This window comes from Streptomyces sp. NPDC052109 (assembly GCF_040680195.1).
In the GTDB taxonomy this organism is placed as follows: Bacteria; Actinomycetota; Actinomycetes; order Streptomycetales; family Streptomycetaceae; genus Streptomyces.
The window spans coordinates 279,539-292,090 of record NZ_JBFAWF010000006.1 but is presented as its reverse complement, the minus strand read 5'-3'; the positions used below and the strand labels follow the sequence as shown (position 1 = coordinate 292,090).

Annotated in this window: 13 protein-coding genes; 6 read left to right on the top strand and 7 right to left on the bottom strand. The window is 73.2% G+C overall.

Going from position 1 to position 12,552, the window contains the following annotated elements; all coding sequences use genetic code 11:
• Window positions 1-32 precede the first annotated feature (32 nt).
• The gene (locus AB0L59_RS16080; protein ID WP_365583382.1) at window positions 33-677 is read right to left on the bottom strand and encodes an alpha-ketoglutarate-dependent dioxygenase AlkB; all 645 of its coding nucleotides are present in this window, start codon (window positions 675-677) and stop codon (window positions 33-35) included.
• 80 nt (window positions 678-757) lie between these two features.
• On the opposite strand from AB0L59_RS16080, the gene AB0L59_RS16075 reads away from it, so the two are divergent.
• Window positions 758-1,891 carry a methyltransferase gene (locus AB0L59_RS16075; protein WP_365583585.1) on the top strand — a complete coding sequence of 378 codons (1,134 nt, stop codon included), beginning with the start codon at window positions 758-760 and terminating at the stop codon, window positions 1,889-1,891.
• Here AB0L59_RS16075 and AB0L59_RS16070 read toward each other — a convergent pair.
• Together AB0L59_RS16070 and AB0L59_RS16065 are read right to left on the bottom strand one after the other, a co-directional pair.
• The gene (locus AB0L59_RS16070) at window positions 1,888-2,745 is read right to left on the bottom strand and encodes a class II fructose-bisphosphate aldolase (protein WP_365583379.1); all 858 of its coding nucleotides are present in this window, start codon (window positions 2,743-2,745) and stop codon (window positions 1,888-1,890) included. The genes AB0L59_RS16075 and AB0L59_RS16070 overlap by 4 nt on opposite strands.
• Before the next feature lie 32 nt (window positions 2,746-2,777).
• Entirely contained in the window at window positions 2,778-3,659 is an 882-nt protein-coding gene (locus tag AB0L59_RS16065) for a sugar isomerase (protein WP_365583376.1), read from the bottom strand.
• A 124-nt stretch (window positions 3,660-3,783) separates the two neighbouring features.
• Here AB0L59_RS16065 and AB0L59_RS16060 point away from each other — a divergent pair, with 124 nt between their 5' ends.
• Window positions 3,784-4,563: a DeoR/GlpR family DNA-binding transcription regulator gene (locus AB0L59_RS16060; protein WP_365583374.1), complete on the top strand. Its 780-nt coding sequence runs from the start codon at window positions 3,784-3,786 to the stop codon at window positions 4,561-4,563.
• Between the two features lie 40 nt (window positions 4,564-4,603).
• Here AB0L59_RS16060 and AB0L59_RS16055 read toward each other — a convergent pair whose 3' ends face one another.
• Complete coding sequence (locus AB0L59_RS16055; RefSeq protein WP_365583373.1) at window positions 4,604-4,999, bottom strand: luciferase family protein; 396 nt, start codon at window positions 4,997-4,999, stop codon at window positions 4,604-4,606.
• 836 nt (window positions 5,000-5,835) lie between these two features.
• Between AB0L59_RS16055 and AB0L59_RS16050 the strand changes: the two genes are divergently transcribed.
• Complete coding sequence (locus tag AB0L59_RS16050; protein ID WP_365583370.1) at window positions 5,836-7,023, top strand: MFS transporter; 1,188 nt, start codon at window positions 5,836-5,838, stop codon at window positions 7,021-7,023.
• A 243-nt stretch (window positions 7,024-7,266) separates the two neighbouring features.
• A complete protein-coding gene (locus tag AB0L59_RS16045; RefSeq protein ID WP_365583368.1) occupies window positions 7,267-8,001 on the top strand; it encodes a maleylpyruvate isomerase family mycothiol-dependent enzyme in 735 nt (244 codons plus the stop codon).
• 7 nt (window positions 8,002-8,008) lie between these two features.
• Here AB0L59_RS16045 and AB0L59_RS16040 read toward each other — a convergent pair whose 3' ends face one another.
• Complete coding sequence (locus AB0L59_RS16040; protein ID WP_365583365.1) at window positions 8,009-8,407, bottom strand: MarR family transcriptional regulator; 399 nt, start codon at window positions 8,405-8,407, stop codon at window positions 8,009-8,011.
• Window positions 8,408-8,492: 85 nt separating this feature from the next.
• Between AB0L59_RS16040 and AB0L59_RS16035 the strand changes: the two genes are divergently transcribed.
• Complete coding sequence (locus tag AB0L59_RS16035) at window positions 8,493-9,983, top strand: MFS transporter (protein ID WP_365583363.1); 1,491 nt, start codon at window positions 8,493-8,495, stop codon at window positions 9,981-9,983.
• A gap of 71 nt (window positions 9,984-10,054) precedes the next feature.
• On the top strand, window positions 10,055-10,339 hold the full coding sequence (locus AB0L59_RS16030; protein ID WP_365583360.1) for a DUF6332 family protein: 285 nt from the start codon (window positions 10,055-10,057) through the stop codon (window positions 10,337-10,339).
• Here AB0L59_RS16030 and AB0L59_RS16025 read toward each other — a convergent pair.
• Window positions 10,300-10,965, bottom strand: coding sequence for a response regulator transcription factor (locus AB0L59_RS16025; protein WP_365583358.1), 666 nt, complete (start codon window positions 10,963-10,965; stop codon window positions 10,300-10,302). The two genes, AB0L59_RS16030 and AB0L59_RS16025, sit on opposite strands and share 40 nt — an antisense overlap.
• Window positions 10,962-12,185, bottom strand: coding sequence for a sensor histidine kinase (locus AB0L59_RS16020; protein WP_365583357.1), 1,224 nt, complete (start codon window positions 12,183-12,185; stop codon window positions 10,962-10,964). Before AB0L59_RS16020 ends, AB0L59_RS16025 begins: the two co-directional genes overlap by 4 nt.
• Window positions 12,186-12,552: the final 367 nt, after the last annotated feature.

Genomic DNA, 12,552 nt, shown 5'->3' with positions numbered 1-12,552 from the left:
TGATCCGCACTCCTGGTTGCCTGTGCCGTCGGCTACCGGCCGCTCACCCGCAGGGTGATGTTCAGCCGCCCGGCGAGCCCGAGCCCGGGCGGGGCCGTGCCCGGCTGCACGCGCGGCACGCCGTGGTACGCGAGGCGGGAGGGCCCGCCGAAGACGAACAGGTCACCGCTGCGCAGCTCCACGTCGGTGTACGGCCTCGCGCGCGTCTCGGTGTTGCCGAAGCGGAAGACGCAACGGTCGCCGAGGCTGAGGGAGACCACCGGCGCGTCCGCCTCCTCGTCGCTGTCGCGGTGCATGCCCATGCGGGCGTCGCCGTCGTAGAAGTTGATCAGCGCGATGTCGTACGTGTGCGGCTCCTGCGGGCCCAGCGCGGCGACGGCGGCGCGTCGACCCAGTTCGCCGAGCCAGGCCGGGAACGGCTTCACGGGTGTGCCGTCGCCGTCGACGGCGGTGCGGGCGTAGCCGTACGGGTACCAGTGCCAGCCCAGGCAGACCTGGCGGGCGGTCATCGTGCCGCCGCCCGGTGTGCGGACCGTGCGCAGCCCGGCCGGCGGCCGCGCCCACTGGCGGCAGGCGGCGAGGAGGTCGCGCTGTCCGTCGGCGTCCAGCCAGTCCGGGACGTGCACGGCGCCCGGTGCGACCTCCGCGCGCTCCCGGGGAAACAGTTCCGCGTCCACACGCTCCATCTTGTCGCAGGCCCACCCCACCGTCCCTGAGCTGCGGCTCCGCTAGCCTGGGAGACACGATGAGCGACCGTATGACGACACCGTGGGGCGAGGTCGAGCTGTCCCGCTTCCCCGAGGATCCGCGCGACCGGCTGCGTGCCTGGGACGCCTCCGACGCGTATCTGCTGCGGCACCTGGCCGAGGAGGAGGTGCCGCTCGCGGGCTCGGTCGTGGTGGTCGGGGACCGCTGGGGGGCGCTGGTCACGGCGCTCGCGGAGCACCGGCCGACGCAGATCACCGACTCCTTCCTGAGCCAGGAGGCGACCCGGGCGAATCTGGCGCGGGCCGGTGTCGAGCCCGGTGCCGTCCAGCTGCTGACCACCCAGGATCCGCCGCCGGAGCGCGTGGACGTGCTCCTGGTGCGCGTGCCGAAGAGCCTGGCGCTGCTGGAGGACCAGTTGCTGCGGCTGGCGCCCGCCGTGCACGCGGACACGGTGGTCGTCGCAACCGGGATGGTGAAGGAGATCCACACCTCCACGCTGCAGCTGTTCGAACGGGTCCTCGGCCCGACCCGGACCTCGCTGGCGCGGCAGAAGGCCCGGCTGATCTTCTGCACCCCCGACCCTGCGCTGGAGCGGCCGGTGAACCCGTGGCCGTACGGCTACGCGCTCCCGGACGGCGTCGGCGCGGTCTCGGGGCGCACGGTCGTCAACCACGCGGGCGTCTTCTGCGCCGACCGACTCGACATCGGCACCCGCTTCTTCCTCCAGCACCTGCCCGCCCCGGGCGCGAGCCGCGTGGTGGACCTCGGATGCGGCAACGGCGTCGTCGGGACGGCGGTGGCGCTGGCGGATCCGTCGGCCGAAGTGCTGTTCGTGGACGAGTCCTTCCAGGCGGTGGCGTCGGCGGAGGCGACGTACAAGGCCAACGGGGTACCGGGGCACGCCGAGTTCCGGGTCGGCGACGGACTGGCCGGGGTGGCGCCGGGCAGTGTGGACCTGGTCCTGAACAACCCGCCGTTCCACTCCCACCAGGCCACGACGGACGCGACGGCGTGGCGGATGTTCAGGGGGGCGCTGCGCGCGCTGCGGCCGGGGGGTGAGCTGTGGGTGATCGGGAACCGGCACCTGGGGTATCACGTGACGCTCAGGCGGCTGTTCGGGAACAGCGAACTGGTCGCCTCCGACCCGAAGTTCGTGGTGCTGAGGGCCGTCAGGAGGAGCTAGGCCGTCCCGGCGAGGACACCGATGATCCGGCGCACCTCCTGGGCCATCGCCTCCCGGCCCACGCTCAAGTAGGTGCGGGAGTCGACCGCGTCGGGACGGGCCGCGAGGAAGGCGCGAATCGCTGCGGTCATGGCCACATTGAGCGCCGTGCCGACGTTGACCTTGGCGATGCCGCCCGCGACCGCCGCGACCAGGCCGCCGTCCGGCACGCCGGAGGAGCCGTGCAGGACGAGGGGGACGGCCAGCGCGGCGGAGAGCCGTTTGAGCAGGCCGTGGTCGAGGGTGGCGGTGCGGGTGGTCATGGCGTGCACGCTGCCGATCGCGACGGCGAGCGCGTCGATGCCGGTGCCGGCCACGAAGTCGCGGGCCTGGTCGGGGTCGGTGCGCGCGCCGGGCGCGTGGGCGTCCAGCGGGCGTCTGCCGTCCTTGCCGCCGATCTGCCCCAGCTCCGCCTCGATCCAGAGTCCCTGGGCGTGCGCCCAGTCGGCGGCGGCGCGGGTGGCCGAGACGTTGTCGGCGTAGGGCAGGCGGGCCGCGTCGTACATCACCGAGCTGAATCCGGCGCCGGGCGCCTGGCGCAGCAGGTCGTCGCTCTGCACATGATCCAGGTGCAACGCTACGGGTACGGCGGCCCGTTCGGCGGCGGCCACGGCCGCGCGGGCCAGCGGCAGCAGCCGCCCGTAGCGGAACTTGACGGCGTTCTCGCTGACCTGGAGGACGACGGGCGCACCGGCCGACTCGGCACCGGCGATGACGGCCTCGACGTGTTCCAGGGTGATGATGTTGAACGCGGCGACGGCGGAGCGGGTTTCGGCGGCTGCGGTGACCAGCTCGCCGGTGGACGCGAGGGGCACGGGAGGTGTCCTTCCGGGCGCGGGTCGGGGGCTCAGGGGGCGAGGATCACCGAGCGGGTCAGGTGGCGCGGCTGGTCGGGGTCGAGCCCACGCACGGCGGCGACGGCGACCGCGAGCCGCTGGACACGGACGAGTTCGGCGAGCGGGTCGAGGTCGCCCGCGATCCACGACCCGCCGGTGGCCCGGACCTGTTCGGCGAGCCCGTCCGGTGCCTCACCGAACATCCAGGTGGCCGTGCCCTCGGTGGTGATGCTGATCGGGCCGTGGCGGTACTCCATCGCCGGGTAGGCCTCGGTCCAGGACAGCGAGGCCTCACGCATCTTCAGCCCGGCCTCACTCGCCAGCCCGACCGTCCAGCCGCGCCCGAGGAAGGTGAACTGGGTGCAGCCGACCAGTCCTTCGGGAAGAGGAGTGGAGAGGGCCGTGCGCGCGTCGGCGACGACGGAGTCGGTGTGCAGGCCGAGGTGGGCGCGCAGGAGGGTGACGGCGGTGGTGGCGAACCGGGTCTGGACGACGGAGCGTTCGTCGGCGAAGTCCAGCACGACGAGGTCGTCGGCGGCCGACGCGACCGGGGTGTCCGGATCGCCGGTGACGGCCGAGGTCCGCGTCCTGCCCCGCAGCGCGCCCAGCAGTTCCAGCACTTCGGTGGTGGTGCCGGAGCGGGTGAGGGCCACGACCCGGTCGTACGACCGCCCGTGCGGGAACTCGGAGGCCGCGAAAGCGTCGGTCTCGCCCAGGCCGGCGCCCTCCCGCAGCGCGGCCACCGCCTGCGCCATGAAGTACGAGGTCCCGCACCCGACGACCGCGACCCGCTCCCCCGGCCCCGGCAGCGCGTCCCGGTACCGCCCCGCCTCCGCGGCCGCCCGTATCCAGCACTCCGGCTGGCTGTTCAGCTCGTCCTCGACATGGGTCATGCCCACACCCTCCCCTAGCTGATTGTTCCTGCAAGATATAGCGAGCTTTCGAGCACAATCAAGCATTCGTGCGCAGAGTGGGGTGCGCTAGGGTCACCGGGAACGCTTCGGAAGGAGGCTGCGGATGTCCCGGGACGCCCGCTGGAAGGCGCTGCTGGAACTGCTCGTCGAACGCGGCCGGCTGGAGGTCGAGGAGGTGGCGGCCGAGCTGGAGGTGTCGGCGGCCACGATCCGCCGGGACTTCGACCAGCTCGCCGAGCAGCAGATGCTGGTGCGCACCCGGGGCGGCGCGGTGGTGCACGGAGTGTCGTACGAACTCCCACTGCGCTACAAGACGGCCCGCCGCGCCTCGGAGAAGCAGCGCATCGCCAAGGCCGTGGCAGAACTGGTCGCACCGGGCGAGGCGGTGGGGCTGACCGGCGGTACGACCACCACGGAGGTGGCCCGCGCCCTGGCCGTACGCGGCGACCTGTCCACCGGCTCGCCCGCGCTGACCATCGTCACCAACGCGCTCAACATCGCCAACGAGCTTGCCGTACGGCCGCAGTTCAAGATCGTGGTGACGGGCGGGGTGGCGCGTCCGCAGTCCTATGAGCTCATCGGCCCGCTCGCGGACGGGGTGCTCGGCCAGATCACGCTCGATGTCGCGGTGCTCGGTGTCGTCGCCTTCGACGTCACGCACGGCGCGGCGGCGCACGACGAGGCCGAGGCCGCGATCAACCGGCTGCTGTGCGAGCGCGCCGAGCGGGTGGTGGTGGCCGCGGACTCCAGCAAGCTGGGCCGGCGGGCGTTCGCCAGGATCTGCGGGGCGGAACTGGTGGACACGCTCGTGACGGACACGGCCGTGCCGCAGGAGACGGTACGCCGCCTGGAGGAGGCGGGCATCCGCGTCGTCACGGCGTGACGGCGGGCCGGGCTCCGGCGGCCCGAATGCGCGCTCCGGCTCAGATTCGGCTGAGGTCGGCCTTCACAAAACCGGCGCCACGTTGGTCGTTGCAGCCCGTCGGCGGCCGTTCGAGCGGGTCCGGCCAGGTCTGCTGGGCCTGGAGCGCCACGCTCACCAGGGTCAGCAGCAGGTCGACGTCGCTCGCCGCGTCGAGGCGCAGGGTCACCCACTGCGAGCCGGGCACGATCCTGATCGCACCCGAGTCCCGGAGGTCCTTGGCGAACCGCCGGATCGCCCGGTCGGTCATCCGCAGATCGACATCGCGGTCCGAGTGGAAGTGGGCGATCTCGCCCCGTTCCGAACTCACCGCCTGTCCCAGGCCGCAGGTCGGGACCGTCTGGCTCAGGTCGGGCCAGTTCGCCAGTTGCGCGAGAGCACGCGAGGCCAACGTCATGGGCCCATCATGGCCCGCTCACCCCGCGGCAACCAGCTCGTGAACAAGCATTAACCGACCCGTATCCCGAAGCGGGGCCCGGAGTTGACGCCCTCACAGCACACGAACGGGGCATGCGGCCCATCGCGTTGACGCCCGCCCCGTCCCGGGGTGTCACAAGTCGGCGCAGGTCAGGGCCGCATCGACCCTCGCCGGGGAGCGGGGCTGTGACCACGCGGTGTCCGTGCCGGCACCAATCGTGACAGGAGGCCGTTGTCACCGAAGCGGGTGATGAGGCCGATTCGGTTGTCTCGCACACGGAGAGCGGCCAGTCGTAGGCGCGTGCGAGCGGGTCACCGGGTTCCCGCGGAGAGCTGCCGAACGCCGGCCGGCCGTTTCGGGCGCGTGGGCGCTTCCCGGCGCCACTGGGCCCGGCCGGTGCCGCGAAGGCCGCGGTCGCCGTCGCCTCCGGCGAGGAGTATGCCGACAGACGGCGTCAACCGTGACGGACAAGGGAGTTGAGCCTGCCCGCGGCAGACGAGGGCGCTCCGACACGGCGGCGGGCCGACCGAGCCGGCGGGACTGGCGGGACGGGCACAGCCGACTGAGCCGACGGGGCCGGCTGAGCCGGCGAAACCGGCGAGGCCGGCGCGAGGGCAGGCATGTGATGCGGGCGCGCGACGGCGGGCAGGGCACCGGACCGCCGCCGCGTCCCGTTCGTCGAGCCCGGGGCCGGCGGGCGCCCCGCGGCACGACCCTCACCGCTTCCCTCCCCCGCGCTCCCCCTTGCCCCGCCCCGCAAGCACACCTAGCCTGACTTTGTGCCGCTAATAAACAAAACCCGATCGCACAGCGCCGTGCCGGGTGACAGCCTCGACCTCACCCGGCTCCGCATCGCTCTGACCGCCTTCTTCGCCCTCGACGGCTTCGTCTTCGCGGGCTGGGTCGTCCGTATCCCCGCGATCAAGCAGCAGACCGACGCCTCCACCAGCGCTCTGGGCATGGCCCTCCTCGGCGTTTCCGCCGGCGCCGTGGTCACCATGACTCTCACCGGCCGGCTCTGCCGCCGCTACGGCAGCCATCCGGTCACCGTCGTCTGCGCCGTGCTGCTCTCCCTCAGCGTCAGCCTGCCCCCGCTCACCCATTCGGCTCCCGCCCTCGGTGCCGTGCTCCTCCTGTTCGGCGCCGCGTACGGCGGCATCAACGTCGCCTTCAACAGCGCCGCCGTCGACCTGGTGGCCGCGTTGCGGCGGCCGATCATGCCCACGTTCCATGCCGCGTTCAGCCTCGGCGGCATGATCGGCGCGGGTCTCGGCGGACTGGTCGCCGGTGCGCTCTCCCCCACGCGGCATCTGCTCGGCCTCACGTTGATCGGGCTGCTCGTCACCGCCGTCGCCGGTCGCACCCTGCTGCGGCAGGAGCCGCCCGCACCGGCCTACCGGATCTCGTCCGCCCACACGGAGCCGGACCGGGCCGCACCGCGCCGGAGGGGCGGTCGCGGGCTGGTCTTCGTCTTCGGGCTGGTCGCGCTGTGCACCGCGTACGGCGAGGGCGCCATGGCCGACTGGGGTGCGCTCCACCTTCAGCAGGACCTGGCCGCGTCCTCCGGCGTGGCGGCGGCCGGGTACTCGTGTTTCGCGCTGGCCATGACGGTGGGCCGGGCCACCGGCACGAAGCTCCTCGAGCGACTCGGCCGCGCCCGCACGGTGATCGCCGGCGGCACCGTCGCGGCGGCAGGGATGCTACTCGGCTCGCTCGCGCCCTCCGTGTGGGCCGCCCTGACCGGCTTCGCCGTCACCGGTCTGGGCCTCGCCAACCTCTTCCCCGTCGCCGTGGAGCGGGCAGGCGCGCTCACCGGTCCGTCCGGCGTGGCCGTCGCCTCGACACTGGGCTACGGCGGCATGCTCCTGGGGCCGCCCGCGATCGGCTTCATGGCCGACTGGTTCTCCCTGCCGACCGCGCTCACCAGCGTGGCCGCACTGGCCGCCGTCGCCGCGGCCATCGGGGTGTCCACGCGCCGGACCATGGGCACGACGGGCACCTGAGGCGGCGGCCGCACGGTGGCGCGCCCCGACCGCGCCGAGAAGCCGGGGCGTGCCCGGCGCCACACCCGGCTTGCGGGCCACCCCGACTCGTCGCCCCGTACGTCGAACCACCCCACCGACCTCGCCGAACTCCCCCAGTCATCCGCCCCACCCCAACCCCGGCGACGCCCCTCGCCACGGCCGGCCCCTCCCGCGCCGAAATGCCGGTCCGCCGAGGGACCTCCATCCGGCACACTCACACCCATGGACACTGCCGACTACCTTCAGACCCTGGACCGGGAGGGCCGGTTGCTCGCCGCGGCGGCCGCCGTGGCGGGGACCGATGCCAAGGTGCCGACCTGCCCGGAGTGGCAGGTGCGCGACCTGCTGCGGCACACCGGAGCGGTGCACCGGTGGGCCGCGGACCTCGTCGCCGACGCCTGCGCCGAGCCCCGCCCCCTCGGCGACCCGCCGGACCTGGACGGCGCCGAGCTGGTGGACTGGTACCGGGACAGTCACCGCCTGCTGGTCGACACCCTGGCCGCCGCGCCCGCCGGCCTGGAGTGCTGGACCTTCCATCCGGCACCCAACCCCTCAGCGCTGACGTTCTGGACGCGCCGGCAGGCGCACGAGACGACCGTCCACCGGTACGACGCCGAGGCCGCCCGCGGTGGCACGGCGTCCCCCATCGCGCCGGAGTTCGCGGTGGACGGCATCGACGAGTTGCTGCGCGGTTTCCACGCCCGGCCCAGGAGCCGGGTGCGCACACCGGAGCCGCGCGTGCTGAGGGTGCGCGCGGTGGACGCGGACGCGGTGTGGACCGTACGGCTCACGGCCGGGCCGCCGGCGGCCGTACCGCACTCGGCCGAGGAGGCCGAGGCAGAACTGGCCGGTCCCGCCGACGAGTTGTATCTGGCGCTGTGGAACCGAAGGGCCGTGCCGAGCGTGTCCGGTGACCCCTCGCTCGCCGCGCTGTGGCGGGAGAAGAGCGGGATCTGACAGCGGGTCAGTCGGACTCGGCCAGCATCCGGGTCAGCACCGCGCGCTGCACCGGCCGTACCTCGCCGTGCAGTGCGCGCCCCTTCGCGGTGAGCGCCACGCGCACCCCGCGCCGGTCCTCGGCACACATCGCGCGCTCGACCAGGCCGTCCTTCTCGAGGCGGCCGATCAGCCGGGACAGCGCGCTCTGGCTGAGATGGACGCGCTCGGAGATCTCCTGCACGCGGTAGGTGCAGCCGCCGTCCGCCGCCGCCCCCTCGGCCAGCAGGTCGAGGACCTCGAAGTCGCTGGCGCACAGGCCGTGTCCGTGCAGCGCCCGGTCCAGCTCGCACTGGGTGCGGGCATGCAGCGCGAGGATGTCCCGCCACTGCTCCACGAGCGCCTGCTCGGCCCTGTTCGACGCCATGAGCGCACCGTAGCAGAGGAACAAGATTATTGCATCGGAATTAAATGCGCTTGCATCACATGCATGTGCATGTAGTCTCGTCGGCATGACCTCTCCGCTCACCACCTCCACGCCCGCGTCCTCGGCGGTGCGCTGGACTCCCCGGCTGTGGGGCACCCTGCTGGTGCTCTGCGCGGCGATGTTCCTGGACGCGCTGGACGTGTCGATGGTCGGCGTCGCGCTGCCGTCCATCGGCTCCGACCTCCACCTGTCCACGTCGACGCTGCAATGGATCGTCAGCGGCTACATCCTGGGCTACGGCGGCCTGCTCCTCCTCGGCGGCCGCACCGCCGACCTGCTCGGCCGGCGTCAGGTGTTCCTCGTCGCCCTCGGCGTCTTCGCGCTCGCCTCCCTGCTCGGCGGGCTCGTGGACTCGGGACCGCTGCTGATCGCCAGCCGCTTCATCAAGGGCCTGAGCGCGGCGTTCACGGCACCGGCCGGCCTGTCGATCATCACCACGACGTTCCCCGAGGGCCCGCTGCGCAATCGCGCCCTGTCCATCTACACCACCTGCGCCGCCACCGGCTTCTCCATGGGGCTGGTGCTCTCCGGCCTGCTCACCGAGGCCAGCTGGCGCTTCACCATGCTGCTGCCCGCACCGATCGCCCTGATCGCCCTCCTCGCCGGTCTGCGGCTGCTGCCGCGCAGCGCCCGCGAGGAGAACCACGACGGCTACGACATCCCCGGCGCCGTCCTCGGCACCGCATCGATGCTGCTGCTGGTCTTCAGCGTCGTCCAGGCACCCGAGGCCGGCTGGGCCTCGGCCCGCACCCTGCTGTCCTTCCTCGCCGTCGCCGTGCTGCTGACCGCGTTCGTCCTGGTCGAGCGGCGCTCGCCGAGCCCGCTGATCCGGCTCGGCGTACTGCGCGCGGGCAGCCAGGTGCGCGCACAGCTCGGCGCGATCGCCTTCTTCGGCTCGTATGTCGGGTTCCAGTTCCTGACGACGCTCTATATGCAGTCGCTGCTCGGCTGGTCCGCCCTGCACACGGCGCTCGCGTTCCTGCCGGCGGGCGCCCTGGTGGCGGTGTCCTCCACCAAGGTCGGCGCGATCGTCGACCGGTTCGGTACGCCACGGCTGATCGCGACCGGCTTCGCCTTCATGGTCCTCGGCTACGCGCTGTTCCTTCGCGTCGACCTCGACCCGGTGTACGCGGCCGTCGTCCTGCCGTCCATGCTGCTGATCGGCGCCGCCTGCGCGCTGGTCTTCCCGTCGCTCAACATCCAGGCCACCAACGGGGTCGAGGACCACGAGCAGGGCATGGTCTCCGGGCTGCTCAACACCTCGGTGCAGGTGGGCGGTGCGATCTTCCTGGCGGTGGTCACGGCCGTGGTGACCGCGGGTGCCCCGGCCCACGCCACCCCGCAGGCCGTCCTCGACAGCTACCGGCCCGGCTTCATGGTGGTCACGGGCATCGCCGCGGCCGGCCTGCTGATCACGCTCACCGGGCTGCGCAGCCGCCGTAGCGGGCCGTCGCTCCTGGTCGCCAGGTCCACCGTGGAGGAGGCGGAAGCGGAACGCGTGGCGGTCCGCGACTAGGGGGAAGCCTCCAACAGCGCGCCCGGCGGGGCCGATTGCTCCGCCGGGCGCGCGTCTGTGAAACTGGGGGAATGTACGCATACGGGGGACGCCGCAGCAAAGCCCAGCAGGACGCGGCGACGGTCGAGATCGGCTATGCGCTGGTGAGTGCCGCCTTCGCGGCGGCGCTGGTGTTCGGTGCCGTGGCCGGACCCGCGCTGCTCTTCGACCTGCCGCGTCTGCCGTCCAGGGCACTGCTGTGGCTCGGTACGGCGGTCGCGCCGGTCGTGTTCATGGTCCGGGTGGTGAGCGTGCTGGTGCGCTTCCAGCGGGCGGTTCAGCCGAGCCAGCCCGGCCGTACCAGCCCGGACTCGTAAGCCAGCACGACGAGTTGCGCACGATCTCGCGCGCCCAGCTTCACCATCGTGCGGCTCACATGGGTCTTGGCGGTGAGCGGGCTGACCACCAGCCGGCGGGCGATCTCCTCGTTGGACAGGCCGATGCCGACCAGCGCCATCACCTCCCGTTCCCGCTCGGTGAGCCCCGCCAGGGCGTCCACCGCCGCAGGTTCCTTGGAGCGGGCCGCGAACTCGGCGATGAGGCGTCGGGTGACGCCCGGCGACAGCAGCGCGTCACCCCGGACCACCGCCCGTACGGCACGCAGGAGTTCTTCGGGGTCGGTGTCCTTCACCAGGAAGCCCGAGGCACCCGAGCGGATCGCCTCGAAGACGTACTCGTCCAGCTCGAAGGTGGTGAGCATGACCACCTTGACGTCCTTCAGCTCCGCGTCCTCGGTGAGGTGCCGGGTCGCGGCGAGGCCGTCCAGCAGGGGCATGCGGATGTCCATCAGCACGACGTCCGGGCGCAGTTGGCGCACCAGCCGCAGCGCCTCCTCGCCGTCGGCCGCCTCCCCGGCCACCTCGATGTCCGGCTGCGCGTCGAGCAACGCCCTGAAACCGGCCCGCACCAGCGACTGGTCGTCGGCGAGCAGTACCCGGATCACTCATCCTCCCTGATGTGCGACGGCAGTACGGCGACCACCCGGAAGCCGCCGTCGGCGCGCGGGCCCGCCTCGATGGTGCCACCGAGCGCGGCGGCCCGCTCCCGCATCCCGGCCAGCCCGTTCCCACTGCCCCCGGCGTCGGCGCCGGTGGCCGGGCCGTCGTCATCGATGCGCAGCCGCAGCGCGGCGCCGTCGTGGGCGAGCAGCACGCGCGCGTGCCGCGAGCCGGAGTGCCGTACGACGTTGGTCAGGGCCTCCTGCACGATACGGAAGGCGGCGAGGTCGGCGCCGGGCGGCAGCTGGGGCGGCTCGCCCTCGATCTCCACGGTCAGCCCGGCCGCGGCCGCCTGGTCCACCAGCTCCGGCAGCCGGTCCAGGCCGGGGGCGGGAGCGCGCGGCGCGGCGCCGGGCGCGCGCAGGGTGTCGAGGACCTGGCGAACCTCGCCGAGCGCCTCCTTGCTGGCGGCCTTGATGGTGGTCAGCGCGGCGCGCGCCTGCTCGGGGTCGCTGTCCAGCAGCGCGAGGCCCATGCCGGCCTGGACGTTGATGACGGAGATGCTGTGCGCGAGGACGTCGTGCAACTCCCGGGCGATCCGCAGCCGTTCCTCGTCCGCGCGGCGCCGCGCCGCCTGGGCTCGGTCGGCGCGCTCCCGCGCCCACTGTTCGCGCCGCACCCGGGCCAGTTCGGACAGGGCGACGATGGCCAGCACCCAGGTGGCGATGACGATCTGCTGGGTGAGGCCCGCGCTTCTGTCCCCCGGGGGCGGGAGCCAGCGGTAGAGCCACAGGGCGACCAGGGCGTGGGCCGCCCACAGCACGCCGACCGAGGCCCAGGCGGCCCGCCGGTGCCCGGCGACGACCGCGCTGAAACAGCCGACGGCGACAGTCAGGAACACCGGCCCGTACGGGAACCCCGCGGCCAGATAGACGAGGGTCGCCGTCGCGGTGCCGAACGCCACGGCGACCGGGTACCGGTGCCGCCACAGCAGCAGGACCGAGGCGACGAGCAGCAATACGCGCGCGTAGCCGTTGAGGGGCACGCGGTGGGGCTGGCTGTGCTCGGCGAAGTTGGTGCCGATCAGCACGAACGCGGTGAGCAGCACGGTGGAGCGCCAGGGCCACCTGCGGCCGCGCTGCGGCTGCGCATCGTCTCCCTCCGGTGCGCTGCGCCACGGAGGCCCGTACCGCCACGAGCGCGCGGGCGCGTGCTGCTCTTCCATGCCCGCCACGCTAGACGCCGCCGGCCCGGGAGGGCGTCAGCCGGGCGAGGTGATCACTCGTACTCCCAGGGAAGTACGGGGCCGGCAAGGGTGACACGCCGCCCGGCGACGCGGCGGTCCGACCGCCGACGGTGATGCGACACCCGGCGACACGGCGGTCCGACCGCCGGCGGTGATGCGACACCCGGCGACACGGCGGTCCGACCGCCGGCGGTGATGCGACGCCCGGCGCGCAGACGTTCGGCACGCGAGGTGCGACCCCGGACGTGGTGCGACACCCGGCACGGAGGCGACACGACGCCGGGGAAGGCCCGACACCCCGCACCCGGAGGCGACACCACCCACCACCGGGCCGAGCGACGCCCAG